The sequence below is a fragment of the Micromonospora deserti genome (assembly GCF_003236335.1).
Taxonomy (GTDB): domain Bacteria; phylum Actinomycetota; class Actinomycetes; order Mycobacteriales; family Micromonosporaceae; genus Micromonospora; species Micromonospora deserti.
The window spans coordinates 1-19,917 of sequence record NZ_POUB01000051.1; the positions used below are offsets into that span (position 1 = coordinate 1).

Here is a 19,917-nt window from a genome sequence, read left to right on the forward strand (position 1 = left end):
CGCCCGGTCGACTCGCAGAGTGCCACCAGGTCGGCGTAGCTGGTCGCCCCGTAGACGTCCGGCTGCCGGCTGCCGAGGCGACCCAGGTTCGGCCCGTTCAGCACGTACACCCTCATGCCCCCACCTCGCGGTAGGCGGCGTGCAGCAGCTCGTCGTCCGGGCCTTCCAGGATCGCCGGGCGGGCCAGGCCGTCGAGCACGACGAAGCGCAGCGTGCTGCCCCGGGTCTTCTTGTCCACCCGCATCGCGGCCAGCAGCCTCGGCCAGGCTTCGGCCGGGTAGCTGGTGGGCAGGCCGAGGGCCGCCACCACGGAGCGGTGCCGCTCGGCGGTCGCGGCGTCCAGCCGGCCGGCGAGCCGGGCCAGGGCGGCGGCGTAGACCAGGCCGACGGCGACCGCGTGGCCGTGCCGCCAGCGGTAGCCCTCCGCCTTCTCGATCGCGTGGGCGAGGGTGTGCCCGTAGTTGAGCACCTCCCGTACACCCGACTCGCGCAGGTCGCCGGAGACCACGTCGGCCTTCACCCGGATCGCCCGCTCGATCAGCTCCCGGGCCACCGGGCCGGTCGGGTCGGTGGCCGCCGCCGGGTCCCGCTCCACCAGGTCGAGGATCGCCGGATCGGCAATGAACCCGCACTTGACCACCTCGGCCAGCCCGGCGGCGAGGTCGGCCGGGGGCAGGCTGTCCAGGGTGGCCAAATCGGCGAGCACCCCCACCGGCGGGTGGAACGCCCCGACCAGGTTCTTGCCGGCGGCGGTGTTGATGCCGGTCTTGCCGCCCACGGCGGCGTCGACCATGCCCAGCAGCGATGTCGCCACCGGCACCCAGCGCACGCCGCGCAGCCAGCAGGCCGCGACGAAACCGGCCAGGTCGGTCACCGCACCGCCGCCCACCCCGACCACGGCGTCGGTGCGGGTGAACCCGGCCTCGCCCAGCCGGTCCCAGCAGGCCGCGGCGATGTCGATCTGCTTGCCGGCCTCGGCGTCGGGCACCTCCACCGGCAGCGGGGCGACACCGACGGCGCGCAGCCGCTCGCCCAGCGCGTCGGCCAGGTTCTTGAGCGGGGGCGCGTGCAGCACCGCCACCCGGGTCGCGCCGGGCAGCAGCCCGGGCAGCGCGTCGAGCAGGTCGCGCCCCACCAGCACGTCGTACGGGCGGTCGCCGCCGACCGGGATCCTGGTCACCTCGTCCATCGCCGGCAGCCTAGTCGAGCCCCCGGCCGGCGGGCGGCGACGGTCCACTCCGTGGCCAGTCACCCGCCCCACCCGAGCGTCCGGCCCAGTCGGCCAGCCGGCGGGCGTGCGCGGCCACGGCGGCACGCAACCCGTCCGGGCGGAGCACCGTGAACGGCCAGCCCAGCCCGGCGAGCAGCTGGGCCATCCCGTCCAGGTGCTCGACCCGGGCCCGCAGCAGCACCCCGTCGGCGGTGGTGGTCAGCTCGGCCACGCTGGGCGGGACGCGGCGCCGGGCGGTGGCCAGGTCGGTCTCCAGCAGCACCTCGACGTCGTGGGCGTACGGGACGCCGGCCAGCGAGCGGGTCACCTGGGCCACCGGGTCGAAGCCGGCCGGCACGGTGAACGTCTCCTCCCCGGGCACCACCTCGCCGATCCGGTCCAGCCGGAACGTACGCACCTCCCCACGCAGGTGGTCGTGCCCGGTGACGTACCAGCGGCCGGCGTGGAAGACCAGCCCGTACGGGTCGAGCTCCCGCCGCGACGTCCCGCCCGACCAGGATCGGTAGGCCAGCCGGAGCCGGCGCCGGTGCCGGGTGGCCGCGCCCAGGGTGAGCAGCGTCCCCGTCGCCGGACGCGCGTCCGGCTCGGCTCGGCGCAGGGTGAAGCCGAGGTGCTCCTGCACCGCGGCGAGCCGCTCGGCCAACGCAGCGGGGAGCACCCGATGGATCTTGGCCATGGCGGTGGCGGTGGCCGGCTCCTCGGTGCCCAGCCCGAGCCGCTCGGCGGCGACCAGGCCGAGCAGCACGGCGACCGCCTCGTCGTCGGTGAGCATCAGCGGCGGCAGTTTGTAGCCGGGGCGCAGCCGGTAGCCGCCGTACCGGCCGCGGTCGGCGGTCACCGGGATGCCCAGGTCGACCAGGGTGGTCGCGTACCGGCGCACGGTCCGCTCGTCCACTCCCAGTCGGCGGGCCAGCTCGGCCCCGGTCAGCCGGTGCTGGCTCTGCAGCAGTTCGAGCAGGCTGAGCACCCGGCCGGCGGGGTGTGACACGGGCCACTCCTGTAAAGCGGGCGGAAGCTGTCCGGTATCGATCGTACGGTGGGGCCCGACCACGAGACAGGGAGGCCACATATGGCGACGTTCGTACTGGTGCCGGGATTCTGGCTGGGCGGCTGGGCGTGGCGGGAGGTGACCGCCGGCCTGCGGGAGCGGGGCCACGAGGTGTACCCGGTCACGCTCACGGGGGTGGCGGAGCGAGCCCACCTGGCCGGGCCGGAGGTGGGGCTGGAGACGCACACCACCGACATCGTCCGGCTCGTCGAGGTGGAGGACCTGCACGACGTGCTGCTGGTGGGGCACTCGGGCGGTGGGCTGCCGGTGACCCAGGCGGCGGACCGGGTCGGCGACCGGATCGCCCGGGTGGTTTACGTGGAAAGCGGCCCGGTGCCCGACGGGATGTCGCAGTTCGAGTGCAACCCGCCGCAGGAGCAGGAGCGGCTCCGCGCCCAGGTCGGCGACGGGCACCTGCTGCCCCCGCCGGCCTGGGACCCGGCGGCCGACCCGGAGAACCTGGCCGGCCTGGACGAGGCGGCGCTCGCGCTGCTGCGCCAGCGCTCCACCCCGCACCCGTGGCGCGCCGCCACCGACCCGGTACGCCGCACCACGGGCCACCCGGTGCCCACCGCGCTGGTCGCCAGCACCTTCCCACTGGAGGTGGTGGAGAGCATGATCGCGCAGGGGCACCCGCTCTTCGCCGGGCTGGCCGGTGGCCAGCTGCACGCGCTACCCACCGGGCACTGGCCGATGCTCAGCGAACCCAAGGGCCTGGCCGACGTGCTCGACACCATCGCCGGCGGCTGAGCGGTCAGCGCTTCAGCAGAGCGGCGATCTCGGCGGCGATCTCCTCCGGGGTGCGCCCGTCGGTGACCGCCGTCGCGGTGGCCACCTCGGCGTAGAGCGGGCGGCGCTGCTCCATCAGGTGCTTCAGCGTCGCCCGCGGGTTGATCGCGAGCAGCGGCCGACCCGCGCCGAGGCCGACCCGCTTGACCGCGTCGGCCAGCTCGACGGAGAGGTGCACCACGGGATGGCCGACCAGCGCGGCGCGATTCTCCTCGGCGAGGACCGCGCCGCCGCCGAGGGCGAGCACGCCGGCGCAGGAGGCCAGCGCCGCCGCCACCGCCGCCCGTTCGAGGGTACGGAAGTGCGCCTCGCCCTCGTCGATGAAGATATCCGGGATCGGCTTGCCGGCGAGGCGCTCGATGTCGAGGTCGGTGTCGCGGAACTCCACCCCGAGCAGCTCGGCGAGCGTCTGCCCGACGGTGGTCTTGCCGGAGCCGGGCGCCCCGACCAGCACGCAGACCGGCCCGCCCGGCGGGCGCCGGCCGGGACCGCTCACCGGATCACCAGGGCGTCGAGGTAGCCGGCCAGGTTGCGGCGCATCTCGGCGATCGAGTCGCCGCCGAACTTCTCCACCGCCGCCTCGGCCAGCACCAGCGCCACCATCGCCTCGGCGACCACCGCGGCGGCGGGAACGGCGCAGACGTCCGACCGCTGGTTGATCGCGGTGGCCGGCTCCCCGGTGGCGACGTCCACCGTCGCCAGGGCCCGGTTCAGCGACGAGATCGGCTTCATCGCGGCCTTGACGCGCAGCGGCTCGCCGGTGGTGATGCCGCCCTCCAGCCCGCCGGCCCGGTCGGTGACCCGGCGGACCCCGGTGGCGGTGGGCAGGATCTCGTCGTGCGCCTCGGAGCCCCGGGACCGCGCCTGCTGCCAGCCGTCCCCGATCTCCACCCCCTTGATCGCCTGGATCGACATCAGCGCGGCGGCCAGCCGGGCGTCGAGCTTGCGGTCCCACTGCACGTGGCTGCCCAGACCCGGCGGCACCCCGTACGCCAGCACCTCGACCACGCCGCCCAGCGTGTCGGCGGCTCTCTTCGCGGCGTCGACCTCGGCGACCATCCGGGCGCTGGCCTCCGGGTCGAGGCAGCGCAGCGGGTCGGCGTCGATGCGGGCGGCGTCCTCCGGGCGGGGGCGCAGTCCGGGCTTCGCGGCGACCGGGCCCAGCTCCACCACGTGCGAGACGATCTCCACGCCGAGGGCCTGCCGCACCAGGGCCTTGGCCACGGTGCCGACGGCGACCCGGGCGGCTGTCTCCCGGGCGCTGGCCCGTTCCAGGATCGGGCGGGCATCGGTGTGGCCGTACTTCTGCATGCCGGCCAGGTCGGCGTGGCCCGGACGCGGGCGGGTCAGCGGCGCGTTGCGGGCCTGCCCGGCCAGTTCCTCCGGATCGACCGGGTCGGCGGCCATCACGGTGCGCCACTTGGGCCACTCGGAGTTGCCGACCCGGACGGCGAGTGGGCTGCCCAGGGTCACGCCGTGCCGGAGCCCGCCGATGATCTCGACCTCGTCCCGCTCGAAGGACATGCGGGCGCCGCGGCCGTAGCCGAGGCGGCGCCGGGCCAGCTCACCGGCGATCTCGGCGGTGGTCACCTCGACGCCGGCGGGTACCCCCTCCATCAGCGCGACGAGGGCGGGACCGTGCGACTCACCTGCAGTCAACCAGCGCAACACAGCGGTCAGTCTGTCACGGCCGGTGGCCGAGGCGGTGCGGTGCCCGCCCTGTCCCGCCCTGCGGACTCCCACTAGTTGGCGGAAAACCGTAAGATCACCGCGGTGCGCCGGGAAGTCTGGTCGGCAGTGAATTCGTCGACCCCTGATCCTGGGAGATCCGGTGCTGCTCTTCGCGTTCGCGGCGGTCCTGCTGGTCGCCGTCCTCCTCTCCAGCCTGGCGCATCGGACGATCCTCTCCACCGCGGTGCTCTTCCTGGTCGTCGGCTTCGTGCTGGGCCCGGAGACCACCGGAGTGCTGGACGTCACCGCCGACGCGCCGATCGTGTCGACCCTGGCCGAGCTGGCGCTGTTCACCGTGCTGTTCACCGACGGCATGCGGGTCGGCTGGGCGGATCTGCGGTCGGCCTGGCGGCTGCCCGGGCGGGCGCTGGGCTGGGGGTTGCCGCTGACCCTGCTGATCACGGCGCTGCTGGCCCACTACGTGGCGGGGCTGGACTGGCCGGAGGCGCTGCTGCTCGGGGCGATCCTCGCCCCCACCGACCCGGTCTTCGCCGCGGCGCTGGTGGGCAACGAGCGGGTGCCGGGCCGGCTGCGGCACTTGCTCAACGTCGAGTCCGGCATCAACGACGGGTTGGCGCTGCCCTTCGTCATCCTGTTCCTGGCCGTCGCCGCCGGCTCCGACGACCTGCACCTCGACGAGTTGGGTCTGGAGCTGCTGCTGGGCGTGGTGATCGGGGTGGCGGTGCCGTGGCTGGCGCTGCGGCTGGAGCGGATGCGGTTCTTCTCCGCGTCCACCCAGTACGAGCCGCTGAACGGGATGGCGATCGGCCTGCTGGTGCTGGCGCTGGGCCAGGTGACCCACGCCAACCTCTTCCTCGCCGCGTTCGCCGCCGGCATCACCGTGGCCACCTTCGGCGAGCGGCAGCGGGAGAGCTTCGAACACTTCGGCGAGCTGGTCGCGGAGCTGTTCAAGCTGGTCGCCCTGCTGGTCTTCGGCGCGCTGATCTCGTTCGAGTTCCTCGGGGAGATCGCCTGGTCGGGCTGGATCTTCGCGGTGCTCGCCATCGTGCTGGCCCGGCCGCTGGCTCTGGCCGTGTCGTTCCTCGGCTCGCACCTGAGCCGCACCGAGCAGTTCGCCGCGATGTGGTTCGGCCCGAAGGGCTTCGCCTCGGTGGTCTACGGCCTCCTGGTGCTGGAGGCCGGTATCCCGGCCGGGGACGAGGTCTTCCACCTGGTGGCGCTGACCATCGTGCTGTCGATCCTGGCGCACTCCTCGACCGACATCGTGATCGCCCGGATCTTCGACCCCGCCACCACCCCGGCCTGGTACGAGCGGCTGCGCCAGGCGTCGGTGGAGCGGCGGGACCGCCGCCGGGACCGCGGGTCGGCGGGCCCCCCGGACGAACCCCGCCGGTAGGGCGGCACGGGGTCGCCCGGCGCCCGCACCGTCGCCGCGGCGGCAGCCACGGGTCGGCGCGCCGGGCGACCGGGCGGCTCAGATTCCCCGGCCGCGCTTGTGCAGGGTGCGCAGCACCGAGTCGGCGCGGACCACCCGCCCGGCCACGGCGAGAGCCAGATACGCCCGCGGCTCCCGCGGGTTGCGGCGGATGGTCCGCCCGGCCCAGCGCACCGCGCCCCGTGGATCACCGGAGGCGGCCCGGGCGAAGGCGATCTGCCCGGCCACCCGCGCCTCGCCGGCCGGCTGGGTGCCGAACTCGGGATAGCGCTCCAGCAGCCACTGCAACGCCTCCGAGATGGTGTCCCAGCGCTGCGCGAAGTACGACCGCTTGTGCCAGCGCACCAGCACGTACGGGGTGCTCAGGTTGACCAGCGGCGCACTGCGGGCGGCCCGGAGCAGGAACTCGTAGTCCTCCGCGTAGCTGCCCGGGATCTCCTCGTCGACCAGCCCGAACCCGTCCCGCAGCGCGGCGGCCCGGATTACGAAGGTCGACGGGTGCAGCTCGGTCATCCGGTCCCGCAGCAGGTCGGCCAGGGTGATCGAGTCGCGGGCCAACACCCGGTCGACGCTGTGCCCGTCGTAGCTGACCCGGATGCCGCAGCTGACGAACTCGGCGCCGGGGACGGCGGTGAGCGCGTCCACCTGGGCACGCAGCTTGCCGGGCAGCCACTCGTCGTCGTCGTCGCAGAACGCGATCAGCTCGCCGGTGGCCGCGAGGACGCCCGAGTTGCGGGCGCCGGCCAGGCCGGGGGTGCGCCCGTTGCGGATCACCCGGACCCGCCGGTCGGGGCGGGACAGCTCGGCCACCGAGCCGTCCGGCTCGGACTGGTCGTAGACCACCACCACCTCGACCGGGCCCGGGTAGTCCTGGTCGAGGATGGCCCGCACCGCGGCCCGCAGCAGTTCCGGCCGGTCCCGGGTGGGGACCACCGCGCTGACGCTCGGCTGCCCGGTCATCGCCGCTCTCCGTTCCGCCGTGCCCACGGCCGCCACCACGTCCGGTGCCGCCGCCGCGGGGACGCCGCCACCAGTTCCTCCACAATCTGCCCGACCCGCCGCACCGCGGCCCGCTGCCCGGACGAGTCGGGGTCGGCCGAGACGGCGAACCGGGACGGGTCGGCGAGGCCGGCGGCGAGCGCGTCGAGCAGCGCCTGCCGCGTCTCGCAGAGCGCCACCATGCCGGCCGCCCCGAGCCGCCGGGCGAAGAGCACCTGGTGGTCGTCGACGTGTTCACCCCGCGCGGGATCGCGGGGGACGACGATCGGCAGGTGGCCGTGCCGGCGGGCCTCCAGGATGGTGGCCGGGCCGCCGTGGCAGACCACCAGGTCAGCGCTGGCCATGGCGGCCTGGAGCTGGTCGTGGCCGAGGAACGCCACCGCGTCGGGCAGGTCCGGTGCCCGGCTGTGCCCGTGCTGGACGGTCAGCCCGACCTCGTCAACGACGCCGCCGTGCCACTCGGCGAGCCAGTCGACCAGCCGGTCGAACGGGTGCTTGTCGGTGCCGACGGCGGCCAGCAGCTGGACCCGAGCGACGTCGCCCGTCTCGCGCTGGCGGGGGACCCGGGTGGCAGCCCGGGGCCGGCCGGGGGCGACCCGGTGGGCCGGCGGCGCGCCGGCGGCGGTCTCCCCGCTCACAGCAGCGTCCCCACGACGGTGGCCTCCGGGTACTGCCGGCGTTGTTCCTCCCACTGCACGAGCATCGCGGAGAGAAACGGGCGGCAGAGCCGCGCGGTCAGCGTCGGGGTGTCGATCCGGTCGTACACCTCGATGTAGACGGTGGGAATGCGACGCAGCCGGGCCAGTACGACGAACGGCACGGCGACCCCCGCGCCGGTGGTGACCACCGCGGCGACCCGCCGCGCGCGCAGCACCCGCCAAGCCAGCACCGCGTTGCGCAGTAGGTTGGGCACGTTGCGGGTGGTCGGATGGTGCGCCGGGACCACCTCCTCACCGGCCAGCAGCGACACCGCCTCCGGTGTGTCGAAGGTGACCCAGCACCGTCGCCAGCGTTCGTACCACGGTCGCAGGGCCAGCAACTGGGCCAGGTGCCCGCCGCTGGAGCCCACCATCAGCAGCACCGGCTCTTCTAGAGTTTCGGTCTTCGTGTCCACGCGACTCCCCACAAGTTCGCTTGGAGTTTCGGTCAGCGCCACGGGCCAGCAGATCACACGTTGCCCGGGCGTTAAATAGGGCGACCGGGTGGTCAAATGGATCTCCGCGGATGGCGGAGGGCCACGCGAGCCGGCCACCCAGCATCGACGATCGTCACGAGCTGCAGTTTCTCCGTCACCGTCCGATGAGGTCATCGGCCCGGTTCTGGTGAAATCTGCAGATTAGCCGCTATGTCGTTTCTCGACAACGTCCAACAGTGCGGGATGCAGCGCGGAATTCCAGCCGGCGCCCGCGTCGGCCAGCCGCCAGCCGCGCAGCCACATCTCCAGCAGGTACCCGTCGGCCACCAGCCGACGCGCGGCCGGGCCCAGCCCCACCGCGTCGCCGTACCGGTCGAGCTGAACGTCCACCGCCCGCGCCGCCGCCGCGGCCGGCTCGCCGCGCAGCACCAGAGCGCGCTGGAACGCGTCGTGCGCCAGGTCGAAGCCGACCGGCACGTCCGGGCCGCTGTGCTCCCAGTCCCAGGCGACCAGCCGCCCGGCGTGCACGCCCAGGTTCCACGGCACCCAGTCGCCGTGCCAATGTCCGAACTCGACGGAGGTGTCGCCGTGCCGGCGGCCGAACGCGGCGACGGCCGCCGCCGCCCGGGCGCCGGCCGGGTCGGCGGCGGCGCGGTCGGCCTCCGCGGCCAGCCGGGCCAGGAAGGCCGACCCGGACAGCGGCCGGGGCATACCCGGCGGGCGGCCCCGGCGGGCCACCGCGAGCAGCGCCGCGAGCCGCGGCGGGTCGCTGACCGGCACCCCACGCACCGCTGCCGGCAGCGGCTCGACCAGCGCGACCGCCTGCCCGGCCCAGGCCGTCTCGGTCAGCAGTCGGGGCGCCACCGGGTGGTCGGCGACACCGGTCAGCGCGGGCAGCTCCCGCAGCGCCGCCGCCTCCGCCGCCACCAGTGCCCGCGTCGCGTCGTTCCAGCCGATCTTCGCGTAGCCGCGGGGGCGGCCGTCGGGGCCGAAAAGTTGCAGGGTCGGCTTGTGGTTCGGGTCCGGGGGCCGCACTCCGCAGGCCGCGTGGACCGGCCCGCCACCGAGAGCGGCGGCGAGCCGCCAGGCCAGCAGCAGGTCGGCTGCCACGGACCCGTCGGGCACCGACACGGTCAGCCTCGGGAACGGAGCCAGGTCGACCACGCCGGCCCGGGCCAGCGCGCCGAGCACGGCCCGCACGGCCCGCACCTTCGGCGGGCGCAACGCGTTGTACGCCAGCAGCGAGGCGGCGGTGACCCGGGGCGCGCCCAACGGCAGCAGGAAGCGGGCCCGGGCGAGCGACGGGACCACCGCGTACCGGGCCACCGTGTGGTGGCCGGTCGGCGGCAGGCCACCCACCGTCAGCCCGACCCGCTCGTCGCCGAAGACCGCCCGGGTGACCCAGCCCAGTCCGTCGGAGCGGGACCGGGGGTCGGCGGAGGTGGTCGCGGACGCCGTCACGCGGCCCGGTCCGGCCAGTCGAGCTCCAGCCCCAGCCGCTGCCGCAACGCGTCGTTGTGCGGGCGGTAGTACTCGGTCAGCTCAGCGCGCAACGCCGGTTCCAGCGGAGCGGAGCGGCGGTCGTTGTAGACCTTGAAGTCGGGCAGGTCGTACGGGGGCAGGCCGAGGAAGTCCAGCGTCCGGCGGTAGGTCGACCGGGCGTCGCGGTAGAGGTCCTCGCTGGGCAGGAAGAGGATCTGCTCGCGGTCGAACCGCTCCAGCCACGGCTCCAGGTGCTCCAGGTAGCGGCCCCGGGCCCGGTACGTGTACCAGTCGTACGGCTCGCTGAAGTACTCCGGCTCAGCGATCAGCCGCTCCCGCTCCCCCGCCGTCCGCTCCTGCTCGGCGGCGAGCGCGGCGGCGAAGTCGAGCGGCTCGATGCCGTGCGTGCGCCGCTCCTTCCAGTGCGAGTACGCCCGCTCCACCGGGTCGCGCAGCAGCACGATCAGCCGCACCGACGGCATCAGCGCGGCGACCCGCTGCGCCGCGAGGGGGTGGAACATGTACAGCGGGGCCGCCTCGCCCACCCGGGCCGAGCCGCCGTGCCGCCGCTGGAGCGCCTCCCGCTGCCGCTGGGTCGGAAAGTGCGACCGGTACCAGGCCTCCCCCCGCCGCCAGTGCTCCTCGAAGTAGTGCGCGGACTTGGTGTTCCAGGCCGGGTAGAGCCGGGGCACCAGCGGGTGCTGGATCAGGTAGTTCCACAGTGAGGTGGTGCCGCCCCGCTTGGTGCCGATGATGAGGAAATCCGGCAGTGGCCGCCGGTCGCTGGTCCGTATCCCGTAGTCGACGAGGGACTCCTTCATCCGGTTGGTCACCTGGGTCGGCACGAGCTGCTTCACCCGGTCACGGATGGACGGCACGACGGACCTCACCTGCCCTTCGATTCCTCGGCAGCGGCCCCGGCGGCGACCGGGGCCGCCCCCCGCCCGCCACGGACCTGCATCATGGTCACCCGGATGCGCCGGCGCACCGGGGGCAACGTCGACAAGCCGACGCAGCCGGCGGCCAGCACGGCCACCGCCACCGCCAGCCCGGGGATGCCCCGCCCGCCGGCCAGCACCCCGACCGCCGCGGCGGCGCCGACCCCGGCGACGGTGGCCGCCGCGGCGCGCAGCAGCACCGCGTCGACCAGCGGCTGACCGACCACCATCCGGGCACAGCAGACCGCGGTGAGGTTCTCGGTGACGATGCCGGCCGCCCAGGCCAGCGCCGCGCCGGTCGCCCCGTGGGCGGGGATCAGCAGCAGGCCGAGGCAGACGGTGACCAGCAGCCCGGCCAGGGTGGCGACCAGGTGCAGCCCGCTGCGCCCGCCCATCAGCAGCAGGCTCTGCACGTTACCCACTCCGGTGTTGACCAGCATGGCCAGCGCCAGCACCGTCATCGCGGTCGCACCCGCCGTGAACTCGGCCCCGAAGAGCTGGAGGAAGGCCAGCCCGAAGACGGCGAGCAGCAGGTACACCGGCCAGGACAGCACCAGCCCCCAGGTGGTCAGCTGCCGGTGCACGGCGGCCGCCGTCGCCCGCTCGCCCCGGCCGAGCAGCCGGGACAGCTGGGGTGACACGGCGACCCGGAGGCCCTGCATGGCCAGTTGCCCGGCGAGGATGTAGCGACCGACCGCGCCGAACACACCGGCGTCGGCGGGCCCGGCCAGCACCGAGGTGAGCAGCACACCCACCCACATGTTCCCGGCGTCGATCGCCGCCGAGGCCGCGCGGGGCAGCGCGAACCGCCAGAACGACGACCAGTCCGCGCGCTCGGGCCGCAGCGCGGCGCCCCCGCCCACCCCGAGCGGGCCGGCGACGAGCGCCAGGCACACCAGCAGCGCAACCGCCGTCGGGACAAGCCACCCGGTCATGCCGGCCAGCAGCCCCCCACCGGCCAGCACCGCCGCGCCGACCAGCACCGGCCGGGCCACCGGCAGCAGGAAGAACTGCACCCCGACGTACGCCCGCATCGGCCGGACGCAGCGCAACGCGGCCAGCAGCAGGGTCATCGCCACCACCACGGGCACCGCGGCGAAGCTGGCGGTCAGCAGCGCGGCGCCGCCGGTGTCACCCAGCAGGCGCGGCGCGAGAGCCCCGGCGGCGAGCACCCCGGCGACCGCGACGGCCGCCGCGACCAGCAGCGGCGGGAGCAGCGCCACCGGCAGCACCCGGGCGGCGTCGCCCCGGGCGCCCACCCGCCGCCGGGGCAGCGCCCACATCAGCCCGGTCTCCGCGCCCAGGGTGCACACGGCGGTGGCGACGGTGACCACGCCGATCGCGGCGAAGAACGCGCCCGAGCCGGCGGTGCCGTAGCCGCGGGTGATGACCACCGCCAGCAGGAAGCCGAACAGACCACTGGTGGCCGCGCCGACCAGCCCGGCGAGCCCGCTGCGGGCGCTGCGCCGGGTCTCCGCCGTCCCGTCGACCGCCCCGTCACCGCCGGCGCCCGGGGCGGTGGGGGCGCCCGGCGTCGGGCCCGGGCCGGCCGGCGGCCGGGTCGCCGCGGTCACGCCGGCACCGCCGGCCGGAGGCTGGGGCGCGGCCGGCCGCCGAGCCGGGCCAGCGTCTCCCGTTCGGTCAGCGCCATCGCGAAGGCGACCGAGAAGAAGGCCACCGCCAGGTTCTGGTTGGCCATGCCGTAGAACGGGATCTGCACCAGGCACACCACCGGGACGACGGCCAGCCACTGCCCGGCTGGCGAGACGGCCCGGGCGCAGATCACCGCGGCGGCCACGAACCAGGCCAGAAAGCAGAGCAACGCCGGTACGCCGTGGCTGAACAGCACCATCCACAACTGCCCCTGGGTGCCGATCGGCGCCTCCGCCGAGACGGTGTCCACGTTGACCGGCGCTCCGTAGCCGAGCCATGGCGAGTCGCGCACCCAGCGGAGCACCTCGACGTAGAGGGAGAGCCGGTCGCTGTTCGTGTCACTGGACTCCACCCGGTTGCCGATCAGCTCGGCGATCGGGATGAACAGGGTGGCCAGCGCGCCGATCAGCACCACCCCGACGATCGACGCGGCCACCCGCACGTTGCCGCGCAGGCTGGCCCGCACGCCGAGCACCGCGAGACCGACGCCGAGGCTGAGGAACATCGCCCGGTTCAGGGTGAGGAACGCCGGCGCCAGCGACACCGGCAGCGAGGCCAGCAGCGCCCAGCGCAGCACGCCGCGCCGGCGCAGCATGGTGAAGGCGACCACGCACGGCAGGGTCAGCGCGTACGCGCTGCCGTAGTTGTTGGTGTAGGCGAACGGCGCCGCCGGCCGGTAGATCGGGTTGAGCGACCGGGCACTGTACTCGGCGGTGGCCAGGTGCACCATGTCCTGGATGAACGGGTTGCGGGCCACCCCGCCGGGGAGCAGCACCTCCACCGGGGTGGTCAGCGCGAACCGGGGCGCCAGCACCCCCAGCCAGCCCAGCGCCACCAGCCCGAACCAGAACGCGCAGAGCGGGACGAGCACGGCGGCCTGGTCGGCGCGCTCCCGGGCGACGGCGTACACGTAGACGCCGGCCACCAGCGCGGTGGCGTAGAACGCGAGCCGCAGGGCGAGGGTCAGCACCGAGGAGGGCGACTGCAACTGGGTTGCGCTGACCACGACGATGGCCAGGAACAGCAGCCAGATCCCGGCGGCCGGCGGCAGCGGCACCCGCCCCCGGATGACCAGCAGCGCGAACAGCAGCGCGCCCAGCAGCGGCCAGCCGAGGTAGAACGCGCCGGCCAGCCACCAGAGCGGCACCAGGCCGAACATCATCACCAGCGGCCAGAGCGGCAGCCGGGGCGGCGGTGGTGCCGACAGCGGCGGGGACGGGTGGACCGGGCCGGGGCCACCACCGGCCGGCTCCCAGGTGGCCGGGGCGTGGGTGACGGGCACGGTTCAGCCCTGGCTGCTGCGGGTCAGCACGAAGCCCAGCGGGGTGACCCCGGCGGCGCGCAGCCGCTCCACCAGCCGGCGCAGGTCGCCCTGCCGGGTCCGGTCCTGCTCGACCACCACCACTGCGGTGCCCTGCCGGGCCACCGCCACGCCCCGCTCGTCGGACTCGGCCGGCGGGGCGTTGAACAGCACCAGGCCGTGGTCGGCGCCCTGGCGCCAGGTGCCGAACCGGACACTGCCGGCGCCGACCGGCACCTCGTCGGGGCGGACCACCCGGCCGTTCTCGCCGCCGGCGGCGGAGGCCACCCGGGGCAGAGTCAGGGTGGCGTCCGGGTCGGTCGACGGGCGGGCGCCGGCCGGGTGCGGCGACGGGCGACGGGCCGCCACCGGCTCGCCCGTGCCGCCGCCCGTGCCGTCCGAGGTCGAGCCGGCCGGGCGGGGCTTGGGCACCACCGGTCGGGTCGGGTCGGCGGAGGCGGGCAACCGATCCTTGCCGGCCAGCACCGTGCCGCGCAGCCGCTCGGCCCGGCCGCTGTCGTCGGCGACGAAGACCTCCCGGCCGGCGGCGGCCAGGGCGACCGCCAGCCCGGCGGTGATCGCGTTCGCGTCCTCGTCCCGGGCGGTCAGCAACGACACCCGGGCGGGCTGGCGCACCCGCTCGGCGATGGCCATCGCCACGTAGCGGATGTCGGCGTCGACCGCCTCCTTCCGGCCGCGGAACCGGCGCCGCCGGACGGTGCCGAGCAGCGGCAGGCCGGTGGCGTCGCGGCCGTCGTCGACCGACCGGATCCGCCGGTCCACCGACTCCCAGGCGTACGCCAGCACCACACCGAGCAGCACCCCGCCGAGCAGGCCGGCCAGCAGGTAGAGCGGACGGCTCCCGGCCGAGGAGGCCAGGGCCCGCTCGGCGGTCTGGGTGACCCAGCCCGGGTTGACGTCGACCGCGGCGATCTCGGTGCGCGCGGCGTTGAGCTGGGTGAGCTGGTTGTTGATCCCGGCGAGCTCGGCCACCGCGGCGTCGAGCGCGCCCTCCCGGGCGGTGCTGATCCGCTTCTGCAGCGCGCTCTGCTGGGCGGCGACCTTGCCGATGCTGGCGTCGTAGGAGCGCAGCATCTCCTCCCGCTGCTTCTCGTACATGGTGCGGCGCACGTCGAGGTAGGTCTGCGCGGCCAGGTTGGCGTTCCCCACCGCCTGCTCGGCGGTGGCGGCCCGGAAGACGAACCGCAGGATCTGGCCGCCGGTGGGCACCTCGACCTCGAGCGCGTCGCGCACCTCGCGCGGGTCCTTGCCGCTCGCGTCGGCCAGCCGCTGGACGACCTCGGTGCCGGTGGCGATGCCGCTCTCCACGTTCATGTTCACCGCCCGCTCGGCGTTCGCCCCGCTGGGGGTGAAGGCGTCGGTGACCACCGGGCGCACCGCCACCACCGCGCTGGCGCTGACCGCGGCCGGCACGAGCAGCACGTACCCGAGCGCGGCCACCAGCCCGAGCGCGGCCACCGCGGCGACCAGCCGGGCCCGGTGCAGCGGGACGCGGAGCAGGTCGGTGAGGGTGACGGTACGGCCCGGTGTGCCCGCGCCGGCGGATCCGTTGGCGGGCCAGGAACCGCGAGGGGCATCAGTCATTGAACTTCTTCACCGTCTGTTGGGGATTTCCGACGACCACGACCCGCGGCGGCACGTCCGTACGGACCACCGTCGCAGCGCCCACGACACTGTCCCGGCCGACGCGCACACCCTTCATCACCAGCGCGTGCGCCCCGATCCACACGTTCTCCTCGAGGATGATCGGGGCGCGGGTCGCCGGGATCGGCGTGTCGTGCCGCTGCTCGGGCGGTAGGTTGTGGAAGTCGTTGTCCAGCAGTTCGCAGTCCGACAGCAGGCACCGGTCACCGATGGTGACGGAGGTCCAGGTGCCGATCCACGTCGCGTTCAGCAGGCAGTCGGCGCCGACCCGCACCTCGCCGGGGCCGGCGAAGCGGACCAGCTTGTTCAGCCGGGTGCGGTCGCCGATACGCACCCGTACCCCGCGGCGCAGCCGGATCCGGCCCCGGATCTCCACGCCCCGGCCGAGCGTCAGCCGCGGATAGCGCAGCCGGTACCAGCCACGCTTGACCGCGAAGACGGCCCGCACCACGGGTCCACGGCGGACACCACCCACGCCGACCTCCCAATGTCTTGGGGTCGGCGACGTGGATCCGCCGCCGACCCGAGGTGAACAATCTACCTAGGTTCCGTTACGAACCGTCGACCGCTACTGCACCGAGAAGAACGTCGACGGGGACGACCAGGTCAGCTCCGGGCTGGGTGGGGCGATCACCGTCGCCGCCGTCCCGTCGACCACCGCGCCGGGGGCGGCCGTCGGGTCGAACGGCACGCTGCGCAGCGTACCGTTGGTGTCGCCGTACACGATCCGGCCGCCCACCCAGGCCATGCCCCGCACCTTCGACCAGTTGACGCCGGTGGTGGGCAGGCTGAACTCGGTGGCGCCGAGGTAGTTGCCGTCGATCTCGAAGTAGCGGTAGTAGAGGGCGTTGGTCCCGCTGCGGATGTAGTAGAGCCGGCCGTCGAGGAAGAACGCCCCGGTCATCGCCGCCGGGTTGAACCAGTCGTTGTAACCGGACGCCTCCCAGGGCGTGCCGATGTCCCCGCCGTTGAACATCGAGATGTCGATCCGGCTGCCAGTGGGGGTGCCGGCGACGGTGTGCGACCAGTAGATCCGGTCGGCCACCCGCCACGTCGCGCCGGCGGCGGTGTAGTTCGGCTGGCTGACCGTGCTCGGGTCGCCGAGTGTGCCGGCGTCGAACGGGACCTTGGCCAGCTGACCCTCCCCGGTGCGCAGGTAGAGGTTGCCGGTGGTGGCGGTCGGCGGGTTCTTCGGGACGATGGTGCGCCCGCCGGCGAGCGGGAACATGCCGAGCCGGCCGTGGTACTCCTCGCCCATCCCGTCGGAGTTGTGCCCGAAGTAGAGGCCGTCGCTGCCGCGCCACAGCACCGGCACCGACGAACCCCACGAGCTGGCGCCGGCGGGCAGCGCCGAGCCGCCGCTGCGACGGGGGTTCCAGTTGACCGGCATGCCGGTGGCGGGGGTGACCGCGGCGATGCCGAGCCGGTCCACCGCGCCGTTGCCGGCCCGGTCGCTGGCGTTCGGGTTGTTCAGCCAGCGGAAGTGCCCGCCGAGGTAGATGACGTTGTCGGCGACCTCGACCGAGGTGATGGTGTCGTTGCCGGTGAAGTCGACCCAGGTGGCGAGCTGTCCGCTGCCCCGGGCGGCGGTTTCGAACCGGACCAGGGCGTCGCAGTACGCGGCGGGCCAGCCGGCGCCGCCGTTGGTGCCGACGACGAACCAGGTGCCGTCCGCGCCGAACTTGATGTCCTGCACGTAGTGCACGAAGGTCGCCGGGGCCGCGCACGGCGCGACGAACTTCTCGGTGCTCCAGTCCAGCACCGTCGGGGTGCCCGCGAGGTCGACCAGTGCCATCTGGTTGCGCGGCAGGTCGTTGACGTACATGAAGTTGCCGCCGACGGCGAGGGTGCCACCGTCCGGGGAGACGTCGATGGTCCAGACGTACGAGGTGGTGTCGTGGCGACCCACGGTGGCGTTGATGTTGAACGTCGGGTCGATCGCGCCGGTGGTGGCGTTGAGCCGGCCGAGCCCGGAGTGCGCGGTGCCGTTGAGCCAGTTGAAGGCGCCGGCCACGTAGAGCCAGTTTCCGTGCAGCACCAGGTCGCGTACGGTCCCGCCGTCGGAGCGGCCGACCCAGCTGTCGATGATCGCGCCGGTGGTCGGGTTGAGCGCGACCAGGTTCCGTCGGGAGACGCCGTTGACGTTCTTGAAGGCGCCGCCGACGATCAGGGTGCCGCCCGGCCCGGCGAGGAGCGTGTTGACCGCGCCGTCGAGCACCGGCAGGAAGCTGGTGGAGATGATCCCGGTGGCCCGGTCGTAGGCGAACAGGTAGCGCTGGGTGGTCCAGGCGGAGCTCGCGGTCTGCCGGATCTGGGTGAAGCTGCCGCCGACGTACACCGTGGAGCCGACCTGCGCGAAGGCGCGCGTCTCCCCGTCCTTGGCGTGCGGGGTGGAGTCGGCGGGGTTCGCCGAGACCAGCGTCGCCGGCTCGGGGGCCGGGACCACGGCCGCGGACGTCGCGGTGGGCACGGCCAGCACGGCGGCGACGGTCACCAGCACGGTCACCGCCGCCCGGGTGCGAAGTCCGGCAGAACGCCAGAAGTACGGGAGTTCGGGCACGCTGCGCCTCCAAGATGGATGAGAACGCGCGTAGCGTGCCTCGCACACCCTGGGTGGCGATATCCGCCGATTGGGCGGTCAGTCCGTCGGCACGATGACAGGTCGTGCGTCAAGTCGGATGTCCGACTGATCCACGATACGTCCGGCCATCGCCCGGTCACATGATGGTCAGCGACTCCCTCCGGTCGGCTGACGCAGGTAGCTGTCCTGCCCGGCCCGGGCGAAGCCGGCCACGGCCGACGGGTCGTGGTTCATCGTCATGTCGCAGGTACGCGACCGGCTGGTCATTCCGGCCGAGTTGAAGTAGATGGCCGCCTTGATCTTCGGGTGGGCCTTCAACGCGGCCGGGAACTCCTCGAACCAGCGCCGCTTGGCGCCCGGGTCGGCGGGGTTGACGTTGGTGCCGAACTCGGCGAGCATCCGCGGCTTGCCGGCGCCGACGCCGTGTTCGTCGAGCCACCGGTAGAAGCTGCCGATCGTGGTGGCCGGGCTCTTCCAGACCGTGCTGCCGTTGCAGACGTGGAAGTTGTACGGGTCGTAGCCGACCCAGTCGACGTACCGGTCGCCCGGGTAGAGCCCGGCGTACCGGTCGTAGTGGCCGGACCAGCCCATCATCGTCCAGACCCAGACCGCGTTGTGCGCCCCCGCCGCGGTGAACCGGTCGTGCACGTGGCGCCAGGCCCGGACGAAGTCGGCATCGCTGCCCTTGGTCGGCTCGTCCTCCGGCTCGTGGTCGAAGCCCATGAAGACCGGCACGCCGATGGCCCGGATCCGGCCGGCGGCCGCGTCGATGGTCGCGTCGTGCCGGCCACTGTAGACGTCGGCCCAGGTCAGCACAGTCTCGGAGGAGAAGATCCGAGACTCCCAGGCGAAGAACATCAGCCGGCCCTCACGCATCTGCCGCTGCTCGTAGGCGTCCGGGAAGGCGCCGTTGCTGCCGATGTTGGAGAAGTCGTGGTAGCGGTGCACGATGTCGAACCGGCGACCGACCTGCGCCTCCACCTCGGCGACGGCGGCGCCGTGGTCCCACCCGTCGTCCGCGCCGGCCGGCGAGTATATCCCCCACCAGGCACCGCAGGACGGGACCAGCTTGTCCGACACCTCGCCGCAGCGCCTGGAGCCGGCGGACGGGCTCGCCGTCGGGCGAGGGGTGGTTCGGGTGGGACTGGCGCTCGGCGTCGGCTTCGGGGCGGTGGTGCTCGGCGCGGCGGTCGGCGACGACGACGGCACGGCGGAGGTCGGCGGGGACGCCGGCCGGGACGTCGGGCGGACGCCGATGTCGTAGGTGATCACCAGGCGTGGACGCAGGTCGGGATTGCGGTGGTCGGTCGACGCCCAGTAGATCCGCGTCTCCAGGCCGGCCTGCGTAAGCGAGAGCGTCCAGGTGCCGTTCCCGGTGACCAGGCCGGAGACGTCCCACTCGTTGAAGCCCGGCCGCACTTTGGAAACGGTGTCCAGGGCGGCGCCGGGGCGCACCGGCGCGGGGCGGGCCGCGCGGGCGTCGAGCGGGGAGGCGTGCGCGGCCACCGTCGCGGCGAACCTCTGCCAGGCGTGCACCCGCAGCGTGGCCCGGACGTTCACCGCCGTCGCCGGCACGGAGGTCACCGCGAACTGGACGACGGCCGCCCGACCGCCGCGCGGGTTGCCGTCACAGCGGGCCGGGCAGGTCGCCAGCGTCGTCTTGACGCTGTTGTTCCCGTCCTGCGGCACCGTGGTGGCGGTGGTGTCCGCGACGGCCCGGACCGACAGGTCGTCGGCGGCCAGCAGCGGCACGGTGGTGGCCACGATGCCGACCACCACCGTGCCGCCGAGCACACCGAGCAGCACGGCCTTGCGGCGCGGGCCGTGGGGGCGGATCAGCCGGTGCACTCCGTGCCTGGCCAAGGAGAACTCCCTGTGTCTGTTCCGGTAACGCTGAGCAGCGTATCGACGGCTACCGTACGCCGTGGGGGAAACAGCCGGACCTAAGCAGGTCTTAACCGTCACCTAA

Annotated in this window: 18 protein-coding genes; 2 read left to right on the forward strand and 16 right to left on the reverse strand. The window is 74.2% G+C overall.

The features are described from left to right. From C1I99_RS10465 to C1I99_RS10475, 3 genes are all read right to left on the reverse strand, one after another. Positions 1-116 (reverse strand): type II 3-dehydroquinate dehydratase (locus tag C1I99_RS10465; protein ID WP_146603928.1); only part of this gene is annotated, 116 nt, incomplete at its 3' end. Then, positions 113-1,189 (reverse strand): 3-dehydroquinate synthase, encoded by a 1,077-nt coding sequence (gene aroB, locus C1I99_RS10470; protein WP_111134040.1) that lies wholly within the window; start codon positions 1,187-1,189, stop codon positions 113-115. The genes aroB and C1I99_RS10465, both read right to left, overlap by 4 nt. Positions 1,190-1,199: 10 nt before the next feature. Continuing rightward, positions 1,200-2,219, reverse strand: a complete 1,020-nt coding sequence (locus tag C1I99_RS10475; RefSeq protein WP_111134021.1) for a helix-turn-helix transcriptional regulator — start codon at positions 2,217-2,219, stop codon at positions 1,200-1,202. Between the two features lie 81 nt (positions 2,220-2,300). Here C1I99_RS10475 and C1I99_RS10480 point away from each other — a divergent pair, with 81 nt between their 5' ends. Continuing rightward, the gene (locus C1I99_RS10480) at positions 2,301-3,029 is read left to right on the forward strand and encodes an alpha/beta fold hydrolase (RefSeq protein ID WP_111134022.1); all 729 of its coding nucleotides are present in this window, start codon (positions 2,301-2,303) and stop codon (positions 3,027-3,029) included. 4 nt (positions 3,030-3,033) lie between these two features. Here C1I99_RS10480 and C1I99_RS10485 read toward each other — a convergent pair whose 3' ends face one another. Both C1I99_RS10485 and aroC read right to left on the reverse strand, forming a co-directional pair. Further along, positions 3,034-3,564 carry a shikimate kinase gene (locus tag C1I99_RS10485; protein WP_111134023.1) on the reverse strand — a complete coding sequence of 177 codons (531 nt, stop codon included), beginning with the start codon at positions 3,562-3,564 and terminating at the stop codon, positions 3,034-3,036. After that, the gene (gene aroC, locus C1I99_RS10490) at positions 3,561-4,739 is read right to left on the reverse strand and encodes a chorismate synthase (RefSeq protein ID WP_111134024.1); all 1,179 of its coding nucleotides are present in this window, start codon (positions 4,737-4,739) and stop codon (positions 3,561-3,563) included. The genes C1I99_RS10485 and aroC overlap by 4 nt, the downstream gene beginning before the upstream one ends. Before the next feature lie 160 nt (positions 4,740-4,899). Here aroC and C1I99_RS10495 point away from each other — a divergent pair, with 160 nt between their 5' ends. Next, complete coding sequence (locus C1I99_RS10495) at positions 4,900-6,156, forward strand: cation:proton antiporter (protein WP_233512453.1); 1,257 nt, start codon at positions 4,900-4,902, stop codon at positions 6,154-6,156. A gap of 78 nt (positions 6,157-6,234) precedes the next feature. Here the strand turns inward: C1I99_RS10495 and C1I99_RS10500 are convergent, their stop codons facing one another. The 11 genes from C1I99_RS10500 to C1I99_RS10550 all read right to left on the reverse strand — a co-directional run bounded on the left by C1I99_RS10500 (position 6,235) and on the right by C1I99_RS10550 (position 19,811). Next, complete coding sequence (locus C1I99_RS10500; RefSeq protein ID WP_111134041.1) at positions 6,235-7,155, reverse strand: glycosyltransferase family 2 protein; 921 nt, start codon at positions 7,153-7,155, stop codon at positions 6,235-6,237. Further along, a complete protein-coding gene (locus C1I99_RS10505; protein ID WP_111134026.1) occupies positions 7,152-7,832 on the reverse strand; it encodes a glycosyltransferase in 681 nt (226 codons plus the stop codon). The genes C1I99_RS10500 and C1I99_RS10505 overlap by 4 nt, the downstream gene beginning before the upstream one ends. Then, positions 7,829-8,266, reverse strand: a complete 438-nt coding sequence (locus C1I99_RS10510) for a glycosyltransferase family 28 protein (protein ID WP_111134042.1) — start codon at positions 8,264-8,266, stop codon at positions 7,829-7,831. Before C1I99_RS10510 ends, C1I99_RS10505 begins: the two co-directional genes overlap by 4 nt. A 264-nt stretch (positions 8,267-8,530) precedes the next feature. Beyond that, positions 8,531-9,790, reverse strand: coding sequence for a hypothetical protein (locus C1I99_RS10515; RefSeq protein WP_111134027.1), 1,260 nt, complete (start codon positions 9,788-9,790; stop codon positions 8,531-8,533). Further along, a complete protein-coding gene (locus C1I99_RS10520) occupies positions 9,787-10,689 on the reverse strand; it encodes a sulfotransferase domain-containing protein (RefSeq protein WP_111134043.1) in 903 nt (300 codons plus the stop codon). The genes C1I99_RS10515 and C1I99_RS10520 overlap by 4 nt, the downstream gene beginning before the upstream one ends. An 8-nt stretch (positions 10,690-10,697) precedes the next feature. Further along, positions 10,698-12,323 carry a lipopolysaccharide biosynthesis protein gene (locus C1I99_RS10525; RefSeq protein WP_111134028.1) on the reverse strand — a complete coding sequence of 542 codons (1,626 nt, stop codon included), beginning with the start codon at positions 12,321-12,323 and terminating at the stop codon, positions 10,698-10,700. Then, positions 12,320-13,684 (reverse strand): O-antigen ligase family protein, encoded by a 1,365-nt coding sequence (locus C1I99_RS10530; RefSeq protein WP_111134029.1) that lies wholly within the window; start codon positions 13,682-13,684, stop codon positions 12,320-12,322. Before C1I99_RS10530 ends, C1I99_RS10525 begins: the two co-directional genes overlap by 4 nt. Positions 13,685-13,687: 3 nt before the next feature. Further along, positions 13,688-15,307: a P-loop NTPase family protein gene (locus tag C1I99_RS10535; RefSeq protein WP_111134030.1), complete on the reverse strand. Its 1,620-nt coding sequence runs from the start codon at positions 15,305-15,307 to the stop codon at positions 13,688-13,690. After that, a complete protein-coding gene (locus tag C1I99_RS10540; RefSeq protein WP_111134031.1) occupies positions 15,300-15,842 on the reverse strand; it encodes an acyltransferase in 543 nt (180 codons plus the stop codon). Before C1I99_RS10540 ends, C1I99_RS10535 begins: the two co-directional genes overlap by 8 nt. 93 nt (positions 15,843-15,935) lie before the next feature. Then, positions 15,936-17,873 (reverse strand): hypothetical protein, encoded by a 1,938-nt coding sequence (locus tag C1I99_RS10545; protein WP_111134032.1) that lies wholly within the window; start codon positions 17,871-17,873, stop codon positions 15,936-15,938. A gap of 222 nt (positions 17,874-18,095) precedes the next feature. After that, complete coding sequence (locus C1I99_RS10550; protein WP_111134033.1) at positions 18,096-19,811, reverse strand: glycosyl hydrolase; 1,716 nt, start codon at positions 19,809-19,811, stop codon at positions 18,096-18,098. Positions 19,812-19,917 lie beyond the last annotated feature (106 nt).